Below are 16,339 nucleotides of genomic sequence, written 5' to 3' on the forward strand. Positions count from 1 at the left end.
TAGGTGCGGGAGGAGGTGCCGTAGTACACGCGGTAGCCGTCAAGGTCGTTTTCGGGATTCGGCTGCCAGTTCAAAGTGGCGCTGCCGGCCATCGAACTCAGCGGCAGAAAAGCCAAAATCGCCAGAATCAAAAACAATTGAAAATAGTGCTTTTTCATTACCCCACATTCCTTTCCGTTGGCACCCCCGCTCACCATCGTCGGGGTGTGGCTCGTCCAATGAATCAGAGGGTTTTGGTCAAAAAGTGTTTTTTTGACAGCCGTAAGCACCGAATGTGCCAAAAACATGATCTTCGGTCTCCCGGTCTCGAGCGCCCCATGCGCCGGCAGGCGACCGCCGCAGGTTTACGCGCAAACTTGAACCCATCGGATATATTTCCAAACCCGGCGATCTCGGAGGCTTTCGTGGAGATTTTTAAGGCTGCACCCCATGCTTTGTTATAAAAAAAAATACAGCCTGCCCGGCTTTTTGGCACCGGCCAACTGTTTAAATCTGGCGCACCGGAGGCCGCGCAGGGTAGAATCCGGGCTATTGGCCCGCCGTCAAAAGATCGCTTGACGGGGAAAATGGGCGGGGCTAAAAAAATCGAGAAGGATTTCGTGCAGTCAGGTGAATAGCGAGCGGTTTGTCAGCGAGGCGGGCGATGATCCTCTGGTGCCGATCGATTTCAGAGCGTGGCAGCACCCACCCAAAGGGTGCCTTGGCCCGGCCCCCGATGGGACGGGGTTTCCGCGGCATTTTGCTTGCGGTTTTTCTTTTGTCCGCAGTCTCAGGCTGCGCCGCTCCCACCCGGCCGGCAGCCATGGCGGGGGCCGGCACCCGAGAGGCGCCCATCGTGGCCGATCATGGCTGCACCGGAATCGATCGGATCCCCCATTTCTGGATCGCCAAAGCCCGGACGGAATGCCGGGTTGCCTATGGGTCCAGCCAGACCGGAGGTCAGATCCTGGCCGGCCTGGAAAACCTCGAACTGCGGGATCGGCGCTTTTCCATCGACCGCCTGGGCGGCAGCGGAGGACTGGCACTTTTCACCGACGAGCTTCAGGGAGATCTGGGAACGCCGGACGCCTACCGATGGGCCGAGCGCACGCGCTTTCTGCTGGAGAAGGGATGGGGGGACGTCAACGTCGTCGCCTGGAGCTGGGGAGACCAGCTCACCCGCTATGCTGCGGATGAGGTGGACCGCTATCTTCACCAGATGGCGGCGCTGGAGGAGCAGTTTTTCGAGGTCGCTTTTGTTTACATGACCGCACCGCTGGACGGCAGCGGCGAAGGGGGCAACGTTCACCGCCGCAATCAGCAGATCCGCCGTTTCTGCCGCGATCACAACAAGATGCTATATGATTTCGCCGACATCGAGCGCTTCGATCCCGACGGGGTGGACTATCTGGCCAGGGGCGGCGATTTCGGCTGCTACTACCGCGACGGCAACGGCAGGGTCAACAACTGGGCTGAGGAATGGTGCCGGACACACCCGGAGGCCTGCATGATCTACGACTGCCCGACCAGCAAACCCCTCAACTGCGACCTCAAAGCGCGCGCCTTTTGGTGGCTTCTGGCGAGAATAGCGGGCTGGAACCCCCAGGACGATGAGGGTGGCCAGACCGTCAACCGGGGTACCTCGACCGCGCGGACCCCGCGCTAACGCGTTTTTACGGCCAGCTCTTGGTCCGCTAGGCCCGCGGTTTGCGACTGTTTTCCGGCGGCACAGCGCACGGCAACCGCCAAATTCCGCTGGGGGTGAAAAAGGGGGGAGACCGGATGGTGGCCCCTGTGTGCTATTTTGTGCAAAAAATGCCTTCCAACCAGTCCACCGGCGGGTTTTCCCGACTCTTGGGGCAGCAACCTCGCGAGTTAACGGTTCCCGATCCCGGACTCCCCGGCTGATCTGGCATTTTGGGGCTGATTCAGCCGCCGAAGCGGCGCATATCCTCGACGAAAAACGGGGTGCAGCGCATGCCGACACTCATTTTTTTGACCCAGATACGGGCCATGGTGACGGTCTGCCCGTCCATATCCACTAGGCTGGGGAGTTCCTCGACGTAGGCGATATCATCCGTCATGAACTCGTAGTAGAAGGTGTTGGTGCTGTATGGGTCCGGCACCAGAATGATCTTTTGGGAATCGTAGGGGTGCTTGCGCGGTGCACCCGAAAACGCGACATGGGTATCGCGAATCGCCTTGGGATCACGGGGTTTTTTGTAAGCCTGAATTTCAAATTTGTTGGTTTTTCCGGTTTCCACTGGAAAACGCGACATGCGAATCCCCCCTTGCAGCTGTTTTCCGAATACATCCCGGTGCTTTGAAGCAGCCACCGTCTGTTGCGACCTCACAGCCGGTCGCAGGGAATTTCGGCCAGAAAGCCCTCCAGGGCCTCATCGAATCTATCCACCAGCGCTTCCAGCGGGTAACGGATGCTGCAGGACCTGCAGACAAAAAATATCTTCCGTCAGGCGCGCTCAAAGCGCATGGGGCGGCCGCACTTCAGACAGGCAACGGGTTTGCGTTCCATGCGCCCTACTTAAGAAATATCCCTTATGTTGTCAAGGGCTTTTGCCGGTTTTAAGGCCCTTTCCAAATGGCGCATAGACCGCCGCCGAAGTCTCAATCGCGTTTGACATTGGTGAGCTGTTCTGGCAAAGAAAGGGGCTGGAAACCTCGCCGACGGTGCGCCCCGGATACCGCTTGCCGGCGATGGGCGCCGCCAGCCCGACCTGCACCCGCGACCCGATCCAACAACCCCTTAGTGAGAGAAACTCCCCCATGACCCAGCCCCACGACGGCATCCAATGCCCGGGATTCACAGCGGCCGGCCTGGCCGCCGGCCTCAAAAAAAACGACAAGAAAGACCTCGGCCTGATTTTTTCCGAGGTCCCGGCCAGCGTCGCCGGGATGTTCACCACCAATCGTGTCAAGGCCGCTCCGGTGCGCCTGGACATGGAGCGGGTTGCCGGCGGCAAGGCCCAGGCCGTCATCGTCAACAGCGGCAACGCCAATTGCTGCGTCGGCGAAAAAGGACTTTCGGCCGCGATTGCCATGTGCCGGGCCGCGGCCGCAGGTCTGGGCATCGCCGAAAACCTGGTTCTGGCGGCCTCCACCGGGGTGATCGGCGAACCGTTGCCGGTTGAAAAGATCGTGGCTGCCGCCCCGCGGCTGGTGCAGGCCCTCTCCGCCGAGGGGTTCGCCGATCTGGCCGAGGCCATCATGACCACCGACAACGTTCCCAAAACCGTTTCGCGCCGGGCCGCCATCAACGGCAAAACCGTCACCGTGGTCGGGGTTGCCAAGGGGGCGGGGATGATCCGACCGGACATGGCCACCATGCTCTGCTTTGTCTGCACGGATGCCGACGGCCAACCGGCGGTGCTGCGGAGATGTCTGTCAAGGGCCTGCGAAAGAAGCTTCAACCGCATCACGGTGGACGGCGACACCAGCACCAACGACACCCTGCTGCTCCTGGCCAACGGCCTTTCCGGCGCTTCGCTGACCGAAGCCGACGCCCAGGCCACATTTCAGGAAATGCTGGACGATATCCTGACGGCGCTGGCCCAGATGCTGGTGCGCGACGCCGAAGGCGCCACCAAGCTGGTGGAGATCGTCGTGAAAGGCGCCGCCAGCGACGCCGAAGCCCGCCGGGTGGCCGATACGGTGGCCAATTCGAGCCTGGTGAAAACCGCCCTTTTCGGTGAGGATGCCAACTGGGGGCGCATCCTGGCCGCCGCCGGCCGGTCCGGGGCGGAGCTGGCACCCGAGCGGATCGACGTTTTTTTCGACGCGGTCCGCATTTGCCAAAACGGTCAGGGCTGCGGCAAGGCCGTTGAAGCCGAGGCCACCCGTGTTCTCAAAACAGCGGAATTCACCATTACCCTGGATCTCAAGCTGGGCTCGGGACGGGCTGCGGTTTGGACCTGCGATTTTTCCCTTGATTACGTCAAGATAAATGCCGATTACCGTTCCTGACCCAACCGCCGGGGGCGCGCCCCCCGGCGCCCGGTCCGCCAGCGATAGACACGGTGACCCATGGCCCTCATGCGCCTGCAAAAATACCTCTCCGCGGCCGGCTTCTGCTCGCGCCGCAGCGGTGAGGCACATATCCGTCGGGGGGGCGTGACAGTCAACGATCGGACGGTGACGGCGCTGGGCACCAAGGTGGACCCCGACCGGGACACGGTGGCGGTGGACGGCCAGAGGGTAACGCTCCAAGAAAAGAGCGTCTACATTCTGCTCAACAAGCCCACCGGGTATGTGACCAGCTGCCGGCACCCCGGTGAGCGGGTCGTCCTGGATCTGGTCAGCGTCCCCCAGCGGGTCTTTCCCGTGGGTCGGCTGGACAAGGATTCCCGCGGGCTGCTGCTTTTGACCAATGACGGCCGGATCCACCACCGGCTCGCACACCCGTCCTTCGACCACGAAAAGGAATACGAGGTGACGGTGGCGGCCCCGATCGCCGACGGGGCGCTGATGAAAATGGCCCGGGGCATGCCCCTGATGGGTACCCGCACCCGGCCGGCAGCGATCCGGCGGCTCACGGCCAGGCGCTTCCGCATCGTCCTGCAGGAGGGCCGCAACCGCCAGATTCGGCGCATGGTGGGCAAGTTGGGCCACAAGGTCATCGATCTCAAACGCATCCGTCTGGCGAATTTGAGCCTGGGGCGGTTGGCGGAGGGCACCTGGCGCCACCTGAGCCAAGCGGAGGTAACCACCCTGCTGAACCGCACCCTGCCCGCCGCAGAACCCGACGCGCCTTCCCAGAAGCCGCCAACCCAAAACCGGCCGGACTGAACCCGGGCCGGTGATTGCACTTGAAATGACCCGTTCGCGCCGCCAACCGCCGTACACACTTTCACACCCTCGAAAGGAACCAGGATGGTCACGTTCGAAAGTCTGCTCTCGGGTCAGGAAAAAATTGCCGTCGTCGGTCTAGGTTACGTGGGCCTGCCCTTGGCGGTCCACCTGGCGGCGCATTTTACGGTCGTCGGCTACGACCTGAAGGCCGAGCGCATCGCGGAGCTCCAGGCGGGCAGGGACCGCACCCTGGAGGTTTCAGAAACCGACCTGCGCAAGGCCGCCATCCGGTTCACCGACGACCCCGCAGCTCTTTCCGGCTGCGGGCTGGTCATCGTGGCCGTCCCCACACCCATCGACGACCACCGCATTCCCGATTTGGGACCGGTCCGCGGGGCTTCCACAGCCGTGGGGCGCAACCTCGCCCCCGGGGCCTGCGTGGTGTTTGAATCCACCGTCTACCCGGGGGTGACCGAAGAGGTCTGCGTCCCGATCCTGCAGCGCGAGAGCGGGCTCGCGCTGGGAACGGGATTCAGCGTGGGGTATTCGCCCGAACGCATCAACCCCGGCGACAGGGTCCATACCGTCGACAAGATCGTCAAGATCGTTTCCGGCTCCGATGCCGCCACCCTGGAGCTGCTGGCCCGGGTCTACGGCCTGATCGTCTCCGCGGGCATCCACCGCGCGTCATCCATCCGAGTGGCCGAGGCCGCCAAGGTCATTGAAAACACCCAGCGCGACATCAACATCGCCCTGATGAACGAGCTTGCCATGATCTTTCACCGTATGGGCATCGACACCACCGAGGTCCTGGAGGCCGCCGGCACCAAGTGGAATTTTCTGCCCTTCCGCCCGGGGCTGGTGGGCGGCCACTGCATCGGGGTCGACCCCTACTATCTGACCTTCAAGGCCGAAGCCCTGGGCTACCACCCCGAAATGATACTGGCCGGACGCCGGATCAACGACAATATGGGCAAATACGTGGCCGAACGCGTGGTCAAGATGCTCATCGGCGCCGGCAAACAAGTGCGCAACGCCCGGGTGGCGGTGCTGGGGTTGACCTTCAAGGAGGATGTCCCTGACCTACGCAACACCCGGGTGATCGACATCATAACGGAGCTCGCCGATTACGGCGTGCAGGCGGTGGTCCACGACCCCATGGCCAGCGCCGACGAGGCCCGCCGCTACTGCGGCCTGGAGCTCCAGCCGTTGGAAGCGCTGCAGGGCGTCGACGCCGTGGTTCTTGCGGTGCTGCATCGCAGCTACTGTGAACTGGGGCTGGCGTGCGTGGCCGGACTGTGTCAAAATGGAAAACCTATAGTGATCGACGTCAAGGGCGCTTTCACCCCGGCCGAGGCCCAATCTTTAGGGATCGCCTATTGGCGCATCTGACCTGCGGCGGGCGCTCATGGACCGGGCTGCCGGTCCAAAGGACCAAAAATGGCGGGCCTATTGCCACCCCCGCCAAAAGGCGATCAGCCCCAAACCCTTTCACAGGATCGCCGACCGCCAAGAAAGGAACCAGCCATGTCACAGCCCAAAACCATCAGCGGCATTTCCGCCTGCGTTTTCGACGCCTACGGCACCCTCTTTGACGTCCATTCGGCCGTCGGCCGCCACCGCCCGCGATTGGGCCGGCAGGCCGACGAAGTTTCGGCCCTCTGGCGCAATCGGCAGTTGGAGTACACCTGGCTGCGCAGCCTGATGGGCCGCCACGCCGACTTCTGGCAGGTCACCGGGGAGGCCCTGGATTTTGCCCTGGCCGCCCACAACATCCATGATGCGCCCCTCAGGGCCGATTTAATGGCCGCCTACCTGGAGCTGGACTGCTATCCGGAAGTACCCGCCACCCTGGACCAGCTCAAGGCGCGCGACATGCGAACTGCGATCCTTTCAAACGGCACCCCCAAAATGCTCGCGGCCGCGGTGGCCAACAGCGATCTCGAAAAGCGGATCGACGCCGTCCTGTCGGTGGAGGCCGTCAAGGTCTACAAGCCCGATCCGCGGGTCTATCAGTTGGCCGTGGACAGCCTGCAGCTGCCGGCCGAGGCGATCGTTTTTCTCTCCGCCAACGCCTGGGATGCCGCCGGCGCAGCCGCCTTCGGCCTGCGCGTCGCCTGGGTCAACCGTTTTGCGCAGCAACCCGAGCATCTGCCGGGCCATCCCGATGCGCAAATCATCTCCCTGGCGGCGCTGCCCGATCTGCTGGCTGCTTGAGGCCGCACCACCCGTTCACCGCTAACCAGACCGACTCCCAGCGAAAGGAGACCCCTCATGGCCGCTGAAACCTTCAAGGCGATGATTGTTACCGAAACCCCCGAAAAAACCTTTCAGCGCTGCATCCAGGAACGATCCATCGACCAGTTGCCCGACGGCGCGGTGCTCGTGCGGGTGCACTACTCCTCCCTGAACTACAAGGACGCGCTTTCCGCCACCGGCAACAAGGGGGTCACGCGCCGCTACCCCCACACCCCCGGAATCGATGCGGCCGGTGTCGTGGCCGCCAGCAGCAGCCCGGACTTTGCGCCCGGCGAGGAGGTCATCGTCACCAGCTACGACCTCGGCATGAACACCGCCGGCGGATTCGGTCAGTATATCCGGGTACCGGCGGAATGGGTCGTCAAACGCCCCCAGGGCCTCTCCCTGCGCGAGAGCATGATCTTCGGCACGGCCGGGTTCACGGCCGGGCTTGCGATCCTCAAGCTGACGGCGGCCGGCCTCACCCCGGCGGCCGGCGAGGTGCTGGTCACCGGGGCCAGCGGCGGCGTGGGCAGCCTGGCGGTGGCGATCCTGGCCCATCTGGGTTTCAGCGTCGTGGGGGTCAGCGGCAAACCCCGGGGAGCCGACTTTCTGGCCAGCCTGGGGGCCAAGGAAACGATCTCGCGCGAGGCGGCCATCGACAGCAGCGGCCGTCCGCTGCTGCGCACCCGCTGGGCCGGGGTGGTGGACACCGTCGGCGGCGAGATGCTGGCCACCGCCCTCAAATCGACGGACCTAAACGGCACCCTGACCTGCTGCGGCAACGTGGGCGGCCCGGCCCTCAACACCACCGTATTTCCCTTCATTCTGCGGGGCGTCGGCCTGCTGGGGATCGACTCCCAGAACTGCCCCATGAACCAGCGGCAGCAGGTCTGGCAAAAACTCGCCGCCGCCTGGCGCCCGGAGGCCCTGCACTCAATGGCCGAGGAGGTCGACCTGGAAAGGCTCGACCCCAAAATCGACCAAATCCTCACCGGCGGCCTCACGGGGCGGGTGGTGGTCAACCTGAACCCCTGAGCGGCGCAGCCGCGACCGCCATCCGGGTCAGCCGCAGCGCCCCCAGGGGCGCACCGCGGCCGACGCACCGGCAACACGGCCCGCCGATGCCGGTCCGGCCCCCGACCAGTGGAGATGATGATGCCGTTATCGGTGGTGGATCTCTATACCAAAGTGCTGCCCCGCACCAACTGCCGCGACTGCGGCCACCCCACCTGCCTGGCGTTCGCCAGCATGGTGGTTTCCGAGCAGCTGCCGCTGGCGAAGTGCCCGCATCTTTCCGCGCAAACGGTGGCCCGCTATCAGCCGATCCTGGACGCCCAGCACGCCCAGGGCAAATGGACCAAAAGGGACCTGGCCGCCGACGCCCTCCAGTGGGCCCGGGAGCGCTCGGCCGGCATGCGTCTGGAAGATCTCCCGGCGCGCATCGGGGGCCGGCTGCTGCACACCGCGGACGGTCAACCGGCGCTGGAACTGCCCTACTTCACCGACACGGTTGTGATCCGACCGCAGGGGATCCACAAAAAGAACGGAACGGCCCTCAACCGCTGGGAGCAGGTCTTCATTTACAACCACCTCGCCCAGGGCGGCAGCGCCCTACCCGCTGAGGACTGGCGGGGGTTGGAGCAGATCCCCAACACCGTTTCCAAAATCAAGTCCATGCAGCGCCACGTGGAGACACCCCTGGTGGCCCGCTTCCGGGGGCACCTGGAGGCGCTTGGCCGGGCGGCCCGCGCCCTGGGGGCCAAAGACGTCACCGGCCAGGTGGGGTCCGCCGACGCCGCCTTTCGATTCCAGCCCCTGCCCCGCATCCCGCTGCTGCTCCTCTTCTGGGAAGAAGCACCGGCCGACGGTCTCGCAGCCGGGGTCAAGCTGCTCTTCGACGCCACCATCACCGAGCATCTGGACATCGAATCGATCCTGTTTCTCAGCGAGCGTCTGCGGCAGCTGCTCTGCGACGAGGGGGACGACAGGTGAAACGGGATTTTGAGGGCGGATGTGACGCCACGACAGGGGTGGCCCCCCCCGTAAAAAAGAGCAGGACCCGGATCAAGCGGGAAGTGGAAGCCCTGCAGGCCTTGGGGGAAGAGTTGATCCATCTGCCGCCGGAGACCCTGGGTGCCATGGGGCTGCCGCCGGATTTGGTGGCGGCCCTCACGGCCGCTCGGGGGATGTCCCGGCGCGGGGCCCGCAGGCGCCAGCTGCAGTTTATCGGCCGGCTGATGCGCGCGGTGGACCCGGCGCCCATTCGCCGGTTTTTGGCCGACCGTCATCGGTGCAGCAGCCGGGCTGCCCAGGCCTTCAAAACCGCCGAGGCGTGGCGCGACTCGCTGGTGAGCGGCAGCGACGCCCCGCTCCACGAGCTTCGCGCGCGTTTCCCCCGGGCCGACCAGCGCCGCCTGGAGCAGCTGGTGGGCAATGCCCGCCGGGGCGGCGCCGGGGCCGGCAGGCAGCTTTTTCGTTTTCTGTTCTCACTTTTGAGTCCCCCGGCAGCAGGCGCAGAGGCCTCCGGGCAGAGCGCGGAAGCCGATCCGGATTGAGGCCCAGAACTCATCGGTGGGGGAGGGTAGCGGAAGGCGGCGCCGTAACCCCTTTTAAATCGCAGCCCAGCGGGTGCCGGTCCATTTGCGGTGGAACTTGACTTCCATCACAAAAGCCAGCCAGATCTGCTCCATAGTGGTGAAAATCTGGTTGGGGTAGCCGGGCAACCGCTGATAGGGGGTTTTCGTCCAGCGGTAGAAAGCTTGGGTGGTGCTGTCGAATCGCTGCCCCGGCGTTTGGGCCATTTCGATGAGCTGATCCTGGCGGGGCAGCCAAACATGCTTGATCAGACGGATGACCTTGCCGTCGTTCTGGACCTCAAAACCCCGCCGCAGGCTCCGCCCGCTGCAGGTGGCCGGGATCCAGCAGTCGATGCGGCCGTCGGTATGCACGAAAAAATCCCCGTAGGCCGGCTTCCAGCGCGCCTGGATATCCCGGGCCTGCTCACACATCATCCGGTAGCGGGGACTGCGGTCCATGAACCCTCGCGTTAAGATTCGAGACTCGCGGCAGCGGCCCCCCCGGTGTGCCATCTGCCGCCGGGGGACAAACCGGCGCTGCCAGGTTATCTTTTTCATCCCCGGAAAGCAAGGGGATAGCGATTTTCCGCCGCCCCGCAAGCAGCGCCGGGGGTTTCCCGGAGCAGCCGTTTGATGCCCGTAGCCCTGGAACCCATCGGCATCGTCCACTCCTGTTACAAGGAGAAATTCGGCATTCCACGCCAGGCCGGACTGGTTCGCGAAGCCCGGGCAACACTCGAGCTGCTGCCGCCTTTCGACCGCCCCGAAGCCGTAAGGGGCCTGGAGAGCTTCTCCCACATCTGGATCGTCTTCATTTTCCACGCCAATTGCCGCCAAAGCTGGAAGCCCACCGTGCGGCCGCCTCGCCTGGGGGGCAACCGCCGCATGGGTGTTTTTGCCAGCCGCTCCGGCTTTCGCCCCAACCCGCTGGGCATTTCCGTGGTCGAACTGGCCGCGCTGCGTTTCCCCGACAACCGGGTGGTGCTGGATATCCGCGGCGGCGATCTCCTGGACGGGACGCCGGTGGTGGACATCAAGCCCTATCTGCCTTACGCCGACAGCCGCCCCGGGGCCTGCGCAGGCTACGCGCCAGCCCCGACGGACGTACGGCTGCCGGTCATTTTCAGCTCCCGCGCCCAGGCCGCCTGCCGCCGCCACCGGCCGGCCGACGGAACCGATCTGCAGGCCCTGATAACCGCGCTGCTGCAAGCCGACCCGCGGCCGGCCTACCACCGCAAAAGCCCTTGGGGCCGGGTTTACGGCTTCCGCATTTTTGATCTGGATGTGCACTGGCGCCTGCAGGAGACCACCATCGTAGTCGAGGCGGTTGTAAAGGCGCCCGTTGAGGGCCGCGATCCGGCGCGACGGCCGGAGGTGTGAGGGCCGCCGGGGCGAATTGCCGCGAAAGGCTTCCCGGCCACCGGCAGCGCTTTGCAAAAGCCGGAGTTGACATCCGGCGCCGGCGGCATAATTATACCGTTCCTTGCCGTGTTTTGAGCGCGGCTCCGTCCACCCCTGCCAAAGCCGCCCCTGCAGGCTGCACAAAACTGGATTTTCATGCTGGATGGTAAAAGCGAATACGACAGTGACCGGCTGTTGGACCAAGGTTCGGGGTACGCCGCTGCCGAGCCCACCTGGACCGTTCTGGTGGCAGACGGCGATCCACGCATCCACCACCGCATCCACCAGGCCCTGGGGCGGCATCTTCTGCTGGGTCGCCCGCTGCGGATTCTGAGTGCCGCCGGCGGCCGGCAGGCCCTTTCCCTGCTGGCCCAGAACCCGGAAGCCGCCGTCTTGCTGCTGCAGGCCGACCCGACCTCCGGCAGCGATTGGCTTTCGATCGCCGCTGCCATCCGCGGTGACAGCCGCAACGCAGACCTGCGGTTGATTTTGCGCTGCGAAAACGCAGGGTCGCTCCCGCCGCCTGAAACCCTGCTTAAACTGGACATCACCGACTGCCGGACCTCGGCGGACCTGACCCCTGAGCGCTTGGTGCTGCTGTTCAACGCGGCCGTGGACGCCTTCCGCAGCCACCGCACCATCAGCCGCGGCCGGCTGGGTCTGGTGCGCCTGGCCGACGCGTCCAGTCAGCTGATGGCGCCCCAGCCGCTGCGCAAGTTCGCCCGCGAGGTGCTGCGGCAGCTGCACGCCGTCCTACAGCTAAACGCCAACCCGCTGCCCTTGCAGGGTTCAGGTTTCACGGCCACCGAGCAGGAGGGCGAATTCATGATCTGGGCCGCCACCGGATGCTTCGAGGGCATGCTCGGTCAGTCGCCGCAGGCCGCCCTGGAAGGCCCCCCGCTGAAACACCTGGCGCGGGCCGAGAGCAAGCGCAGCTCCTTTTTCGCCGGCAGCGCCTACTATGGCTACTACTGCACCCGCAGCGGCGTGCGCCACCTGCTATACCTGGATGCGGGACGGCCGCTGGACCGCCTGGACCGCGAACTGGTGGGGCTACTTTACGGCAGCGTGACTCAGGCGCTGGAGAATCTCCACCTCGAACGCGAAATCCGGGAGACCCAGGAAGACGTCCTGACCACCTTGGGGGGCTTGATCGCCAACCGCTCCCAGGAAACCGGCAACCATGGGCGCCGGGTGGCCCAAATGGCCGGCCTTCTGGGGCAGAAGGCCGGTTTGTCGCGCTCCCAGGTCAAGCTGCTGCGGCTGTCGGCGCCCATGCACGACATCGGCAAGGTCGGCATCCCCGATGCGATCCTGTTCAAGCCCGAACGGTTGAGCGCAGAGGAACTCGAAAAAATCCGCCGCCACACCGAGATCGGTTTCGATATTCTGAAAAACGCCCGTCGCGAGGTGATGGCGGCCGCGGTCATCGGCGCCCAGCAGCACCACGAACGCTGGGACGGCTCCGGCTATCCGCGGCGCCTGAAGGGCACCGAGATCCATATTTTCGGCCGCATCATCGGGCTGATCGACGTCTTCGACGCCCTGCTGCACAGCCGGGTCTACAAGGATGCCTGGGAGCTGGACAAAGTGCGCGACTATATCCGCGCCGAACGCGGCCGTCAGTTCGACCCCGGCCTGGTGGATCTGCTCCTGGCCGACATCGATGCCTTCATGGAGATCAACGCGCGCTTCCCGGAGTAGCCGGGGGGGTCTTCCCGGAGATGTTTTCAGCCGGATACCAGCCCCGTTTGGCGAGCGCTTCGCGGTAGCGTTGGCCGATAAAGCGGGGGACGAACAGCGGGCGGGCGATGTAGGGCAGGACCTGTTGGCAGAAGGAGGCCACCATCGCGGCCACCACGGCGTCCTTTTCGGCCCCGTCAACGAAACTGCGCCCCATCTTCTTCTCGTAGACCACCTCCGGGCCCAACAGATCACGGACCGCGGTCCAGCTGTCGGCCGCCGCGCCGGCGCTCTGGGCGGTGACCGGCACCGCCGCGCGGGCCACGACGGCCACCACCCACCGGTCGCCGGCCAGCGGCCGCGAAAGGTCCAGCAGCTCCAGCGTCAGGCCGTTGCTCAGTTTTTCGGTTCGGATCAACTTCGCCGTCATGCCGCCGCCTCCTCCCGCAATGTATCGGTCCGCACACGCTTCAAAACGATCCCCCCAATAACAAAAAGCACCAGGATGCTCAATACCCCGAAACGCGAGCTGCCGCTGGCGCGGCTGACGGCACCCATCAGAAATGGCCCCACGATGGCGGCGAATTTCCCGAAGATATTGTAGAATCCGAAAAATGCGGCCGAGCGCTGGGCGGGAATCAGACGCCCGAAGTATGAGCGACTCAGGGCTTGAATGCCGCCCATCGAGGTGGCCACCAGAACGGCCAGGACCCAGAAAAGAATCGTCTTGGCGCGCATGGAGCCCGCGTCCGGCAGGAAGAAGGCCAGCAGCACGATGGCCATGTAAACCCCGATGCCGACGTAGAGCATGGTCTTCCCTGGGAAGGCCCTGGCCAGGCGGCCGTAGAGCAGGGTGAAGGGAAAGGCCACCAGCTGGATGGTCAAAATCGCCAGAATCAGGACATCCACCCCCAGACCGATATCCCGGCCGTAGGCGGTGGCCATGACGATGATCGTATCCACCCCGTCGATGTAAAAAAAATAGGCCACCAGAAAGAGGAAGACGTTGCGGTAACGCCGAATCTCCCCCAGGGTCCGCCACAGCCGCCTGAAGCTGTCAGCCACCGGCCGGCGGGACGGCGGCAGGAAGTGCTTCTGCTGCAGGAACAGCGCCAGGGGAATGGTGAAGATCAACCACCAGACGGCCACGCCGGCGAAACCAAGGCGCGCCGCGCCTTCCGGCAGCGCGGCGCCGGGGTTAGCGGCACTTGCCCGGCTAATGAGATGCAGCACCCAGAGGAAGGGCACCACGCTGCCGATGTAGCCGGCGGCGTAGCCCATCGCCGAGACCCAGTCCATCCGCTCGGGTGGGGCGACATCCACCAGGAAGGCGTCGTAGAAGAGATTGGCGCCGGCATAGCCCACCTTGGCCAGTACAAAGATCGCCAGACAGAGGCGCCAGTCGCCCGGCTGGATAGTGGTCAGCATCAGGGTGGCGGCCACCCCGAGCCCGAAAAAGGCCAGCAGAAACCGTTTCTTGAAAAAGCGGTAATCGGCGATGCTGCCCAGCACCGGCGCCAGCAGGGCCAGCAGCAGCGAGGCGAAAGAGTTGGCAAAACCCCAGTGGGCCGTTGAGACGGCGGGATCGAGACCGACGGCGGCGATGTCCTTGAAGAAAATCGGCATCACGGCCGTCACCACGATCAGGACAAAGGCCGAGTTGGCCACGTCGTAAAGAATCCAGCTGATTTCCTCGCGGGTCATCGCGCCTCCTCCGGGACGCCGTCAGCCGGCCAGCATGTGCAAGAACAGCTGGTCGGCCGGCAGATTCTGGCGGGCCAGCGCCACCAGGTGGCGATGGTGGGTGAAAAAGATCACCTGGGTTCGGCGGGCCAGCTCTCCCAGGCATTTCAGGGTGGCCGCCGAGCGCCCGTCGTCGAACTTGATCATGATATCGTCGACGATGAGCAGTTGAGTTCGTTTTGCTCGCGCCCGATGGTCTGGTCCAACTCCGACTTCTCCCGGTCCTGACGGGCGGCCTCCTCGCCCAGGCGCATCAGGGCCGGCGCAATCCCGTGCACAGCCCGCCCAGGGTGCAGGGGGCGTAAGGCGCGTGCCCTTCGCGGCCGCCGGCGCAGGTGTGCAGCAGGCCGATGTTGCAGGCGCCCGCCACGGCCCGGGGGTAGTCCGCCGAAAGATCGCGGGTGACCGCCCGCGCAGCAAATCTCTGGACGTGCTGAGCCACCGCGAGATCCTCGCGCACCAAGGTTTCGGGGTGGCGGGTGGCGAAGCGGTGCACATTTTCGGGCAGCCGCAGGTGCCGGGTGATGATGTTTTCAAAGGCCCACCGGCTGGCCTGCCGGGCGGCCGCAAGGGGAGCGCCAGCGTAGCGCTCTAAACGCTGCAGCGGGCTGATCAGATGGATGTCGGCGGCGTGCAGAAGGTTAGGCATGGTGCGGCTCTCCGCTCGGAAAGGGACTTAAGCGTCGCGCCCCGCAGGGAGCGCGGGGCGATCTCTGTTTAACACAATCGGGGGCACAGCGAAAGTTCGGCGGCAGCTGGTGGGGCAAGCGCCCAAAAGAGGCTTGATGCCAGCCGCTTTTTCTGCCATGCTGCGTTCAACCCACCTGAAAACCAGGATAAAAGCCACTCAACGGACGAAAGGGAAACGGCATGATCCAGCACATGGTGATGTTCAAACTCAAGGCGGATGTCAGCGAGGCGGCCTTCGCTGAACTGGAGCAGCGGCTGGCGGATCTGCCCCGCCAGATCGCGGAGATCCAAAGCCTGGACTTCGGGCTGGATGTGGTGCGCTCGGAACGCTCCTACGATTTCGGTCTGCTGGCCGGCTTCAAGGACCTGGAGGCCCTCAAACGCTATCAGGAACACCCCGAACATCAGGAGGTCCTCAAAAGCCTGAAGGCCTTCGCGGAGCAGATCATCGCGGTGGACTTTGTCGCCAGAGGGTAGGCGCAAGCCCCCCCTTTGGCCCGCCAGCGGGAGAATGCCATGAGAATCCGTTCGAGCCTGCGCCGCGCCCTGCTGGTCCTTGCGGCCGTCTGGTTGACGGCGGCCGGATGCCAGCGGGCCTATTACGCCATGTGGGAGCAGGTGGGAAAGGAAAAGCGGCACCTGCTGCGCGACCAGGTGGACAAGGCCAGCAGCGAACAGCAGAAGGCCTCCGCGCAGTTCAAGGACGCGCTGACCCGCATCCAGGAGATCTATGGGTTTGAAGGCGGCGATCTGGAAAAATTCTACCGCCGGCTCAGCCGGGACCTCGAAGCCTGTGAAACGCGCGCCGAGGCCGTGCGGGAGCGCATCGGGAATGTGGAGCGGATCGCCGCGGATCTTTTTGTGGAATGGGAGCGCGAAATCAGCGAGATCTCCACCCCCAGCCTTCGCGACCAGAGCCGCCGGCAGCTCCGCGACACCCGGACCCGCTGGGCGCGGCTGCAGCGCGCCATGACCCAGGCCGAGGCGCGGATGGAACCGGTGCTGCGCCAACTGCGCGACTACGTGCTCTACCTCAAGCACAACCTCAACGCCCAGGCAGTCGGCGCGCTGCAGCGGGAAGCGGGCGAGATTGAGATCGAGGTCCAATCGCTGATCGCCGCCATCGCCCAATCGGTCCAGGAGGCCGACGATTTCCTCAAAAATTTTGAATGAGCCCAACCCGGCGTCGCTAAAAGCGCCTGGTTGGCGGTGGGAGGTCC

General features: G+C 64.6%; 18 protein-coding genes. 12 read left to right on the forward strand and 6 right to left on the reverse strand.

Annotation, left to right across the window (positions count from 1 at the left end; translation table 11 throughout):
* Positions 1-757 precede the first annotated feature (757 nt).
* Positions 758-1,645, forward strand: coding sequence for a hypothetical protein (locus tag LJE63_08055; GenBank protein ID MCG6906562.1), 888 nt, complete (start codon positions 758-760; stop codon positions 1,643-1,645).
* A gap of 262 nt (positions 1,646-1,907) precedes the next feature.
* On the opposite strand, the gene LJE63_08060 is transcribed toward LJE63_08055, so the two are convergent.
* Positions 1,908-2,258, reverse strand: coding sequence for an inorganic pyrophosphatase Ppa (locus LJE63_08060; GenBank protein MCG6906563.1), 351 nt, complete (start codon positions 2,256-2,258; stop codon positions 1,908-1,910).
* A 505-nt stretch (positions 2,259-2,763) separates the two neighbouring features.
* On the opposite strand from LJE63_08060, the gene argJ reads away from it, so the two are divergent.
* From argJ to LJE63_08095, 7 genes are all read left to right on the forward strand, one after another.
* Positions 2,764-3,960 (forward strand): bifunctional glutamate N-acetyltransferase/amino-acid acetyltransferase ArgJ, encoded by a 1,197-nt coding sequence (gene argJ / locus LJE63_08065; protein MCG6906564.1) that lies wholly within the window; start codon positions 2,764-2,766, stop codon positions 3,958-3,960.
* Between the two features lie 60 nt (positions 3,961-4,020).
* Positions 4,021-4,782, forward strand: a complete 762-nt coding sequence (locus tag LJE63_08070) for an rRNA pseudouridine synthase (GenBank protein MCG6906565.1) — start codon at positions 4,021-4,023, stop codon at positions 4,780-4,782.
* A gap of 84 nt (positions 4,783-4,866) precedes the next feature.
* On the forward strand, positions 4,867-6,177 hold the full coding sequence (locus tag LJE63_08075; protein ID MCG6906566.1) for a nucleotide sugar dehydrogenase: 1,311 nt from the start codon (positions 4,867-4,869) through the stop codon (positions 6,175-6,177).
* Positions 6,178-6,312: 135 nt separating this feature from the next.
* A complete protein-coding gene (locus LJE63_08080) occupies positions 6,313-7,002 on the forward strand; it encodes a haloacid dehalogenase type II (protein MCG6906567.1) in 690 nt (229 codons plus the stop codon).
* Positions 7,003-7,059: 57 nt separating this feature from the next.
* Positions 7,060-8,061, forward strand: coding sequence for a YhdH/YhfP family quinone oxidoreductase (locus LJE63_08085; protein MCG6906568.1), 1,002 nt, complete (start codon positions 7,060-7,062; stop codon positions 8,059-8,061).
* A gap of 114 nt (positions 8,062-8,175) precedes the next feature.
* Positions 8,176-9,018 (forward strand): DUF3786 domain-containing protein, encoded by an 843-nt coding sequence (locus LJE63_08090; GenBank protein ID MCG6906569.1) that lies wholly within the window; start codon positions 8,176-8,178, stop codon positions 9,016-9,018.
* A complete protein-coding gene (locus LJE63_08095) occupies positions 9,015-9,581 on the forward strand; it encodes a DUF615 domain-containing protein (protein MCG6906570.1) in 567 nt (188 codons plus the stop codon). The genes LJE63_08090 and LJE63_08095 overlap by 4 nt, the downstream gene beginning before the upstream one ends.
* A 54-nt stretch (positions 9,582-9,635) precedes the next feature.
* On the opposite strand, the gene LJE63_08100 is transcribed toward LJE63_08095, so the two are convergent.
* Positions 9,636-10,061, reverse strand: a complete 426-nt coding sequence (locus tag LJE63_08100) for a hypothetical protein (GenBank protein MCG6906571.1) — start codon at positions 10,059-10,061, stop codon at positions 9,636-9,638.
* A 174-nt stretch (positions 10,062-10,235) separates the two neighbouring features.
* On the opposite strand from LJE63_08100, the gene tsaA reads away from it, so the two are divergent.
* A complete protein-coding gene (tsaA, locus tag LJE63_08105; protein MCG6906572.1) occupies positions 10,236-10,982 on the forward strand; it encodes a tRNA (N6-threonylcarbamoyladenosine(37)-N6)-methyltransferase TrmO in 747 nt (248 codons plus the stop codon).
* 177 nt (positions 10,983-11,159) lie between these two features.
* Positions 11,160-12,707 carry a DUF3369 domain-containing protein gene (locus tag LJE63_08110; GenBank protein ID MCG6906573.1) on the forward strand — a complete coding sequence of 516 codons (1,548 nt, stop codon included), beginning with the start codon at positions 11,160-11,162 and terminating at the stop codon, positions 12,705-12,707.
* Here LJE63_08110 and LJE63_08115 read toward each other — a convergent pair.
* The 4 genes from LJE63_08115 to LJE63_08130 form a co-directional block, all read right to left on the reverse strand.
* Positions 12,685-13,116: a hypothetical protein gene (locus LJE63_08115; GenBank protein MCG6906574.1), complete on the reverse strand. Its 432-nt coding sequence runs from the start codon at positions 13,114-13,116 to the stop codon at positions 12,685-12,687. The two genes, LJE63_08110 and LJE63_08115, sit on opposite strands and share 23 nt — an antisense overlap.
* Positions 13,113-14,390: an MFS transporter gene (locus LJE63_08120; GenBank protein ID MCG6906575.1), complete on the reverse strand. Its 1,278-nt coding sequence runs from the start codon at positions 14,388-14,390 to the stop codon at positions 13,113-13,115. The genes LJE63_08115 and LJE63_08120 overlap by 4 nt, the downstream gene beginning before the upstream one ends.
* Before the next feature lie 21 nt (positions 14,391-14,411).
* The gene (locus LJE63_08125; GenBank protein MCG6906576.1) at positions 14,412-14,576 is read right to left on the reverse strand and encodes a hypothetical protein; all 165 of its coding nucleotides are present in this window, start codon (positions 14,574-14,576) and stop codon (positions 14,412-14,414) included.
* A gap of 106 nt (positions 14,577-14,682) precedes the next feature.
* A complete protein-coding gene (locus LJE63_08130; protein MCG6906577.1) occupies positions 14,683-15,078 on the reverse strand; it encodes a hypothetical protein in 396 nt (131 codons plus the stop codon).
* A gap of 221 nt (positions 15,079-15,299) precedes the next feature.
* Between LJE63_08130 and LJE63_08135 the strand changes: the two genes are divergently transcribed.
* Entirely contained in the window at positions 15,300-15,596 is a 297-nt protein-coding gene (locus tag LJE63_08135; GenBank protein ID MCG6906578.1) for a Dabb family protein, read from the forward strand.
* Positions 15,597-15,635: 39 nt separating this feature from the next.
* Complete coding sequence (locus LJE63_08140) at positions 15,636-16,292, forward strand: DUF2959 domain-containing protein (GenBank protein ID MCG6906579.1); 657 nt, start codon at positions 15,636-15,638, stop codon at positions 16,290-16,292.
* Positions 16,293-16,339 lie beyond the last annotated feature (47 nt).

Source organism: Desulfobacteraceae bacterium, from assembly GCA_022340425.1.
GTDB lineage: Bacteria > Desulfobacterota > Desulfobacteria > Desulfobacterales > JAABRJ01 > JAABRJ01.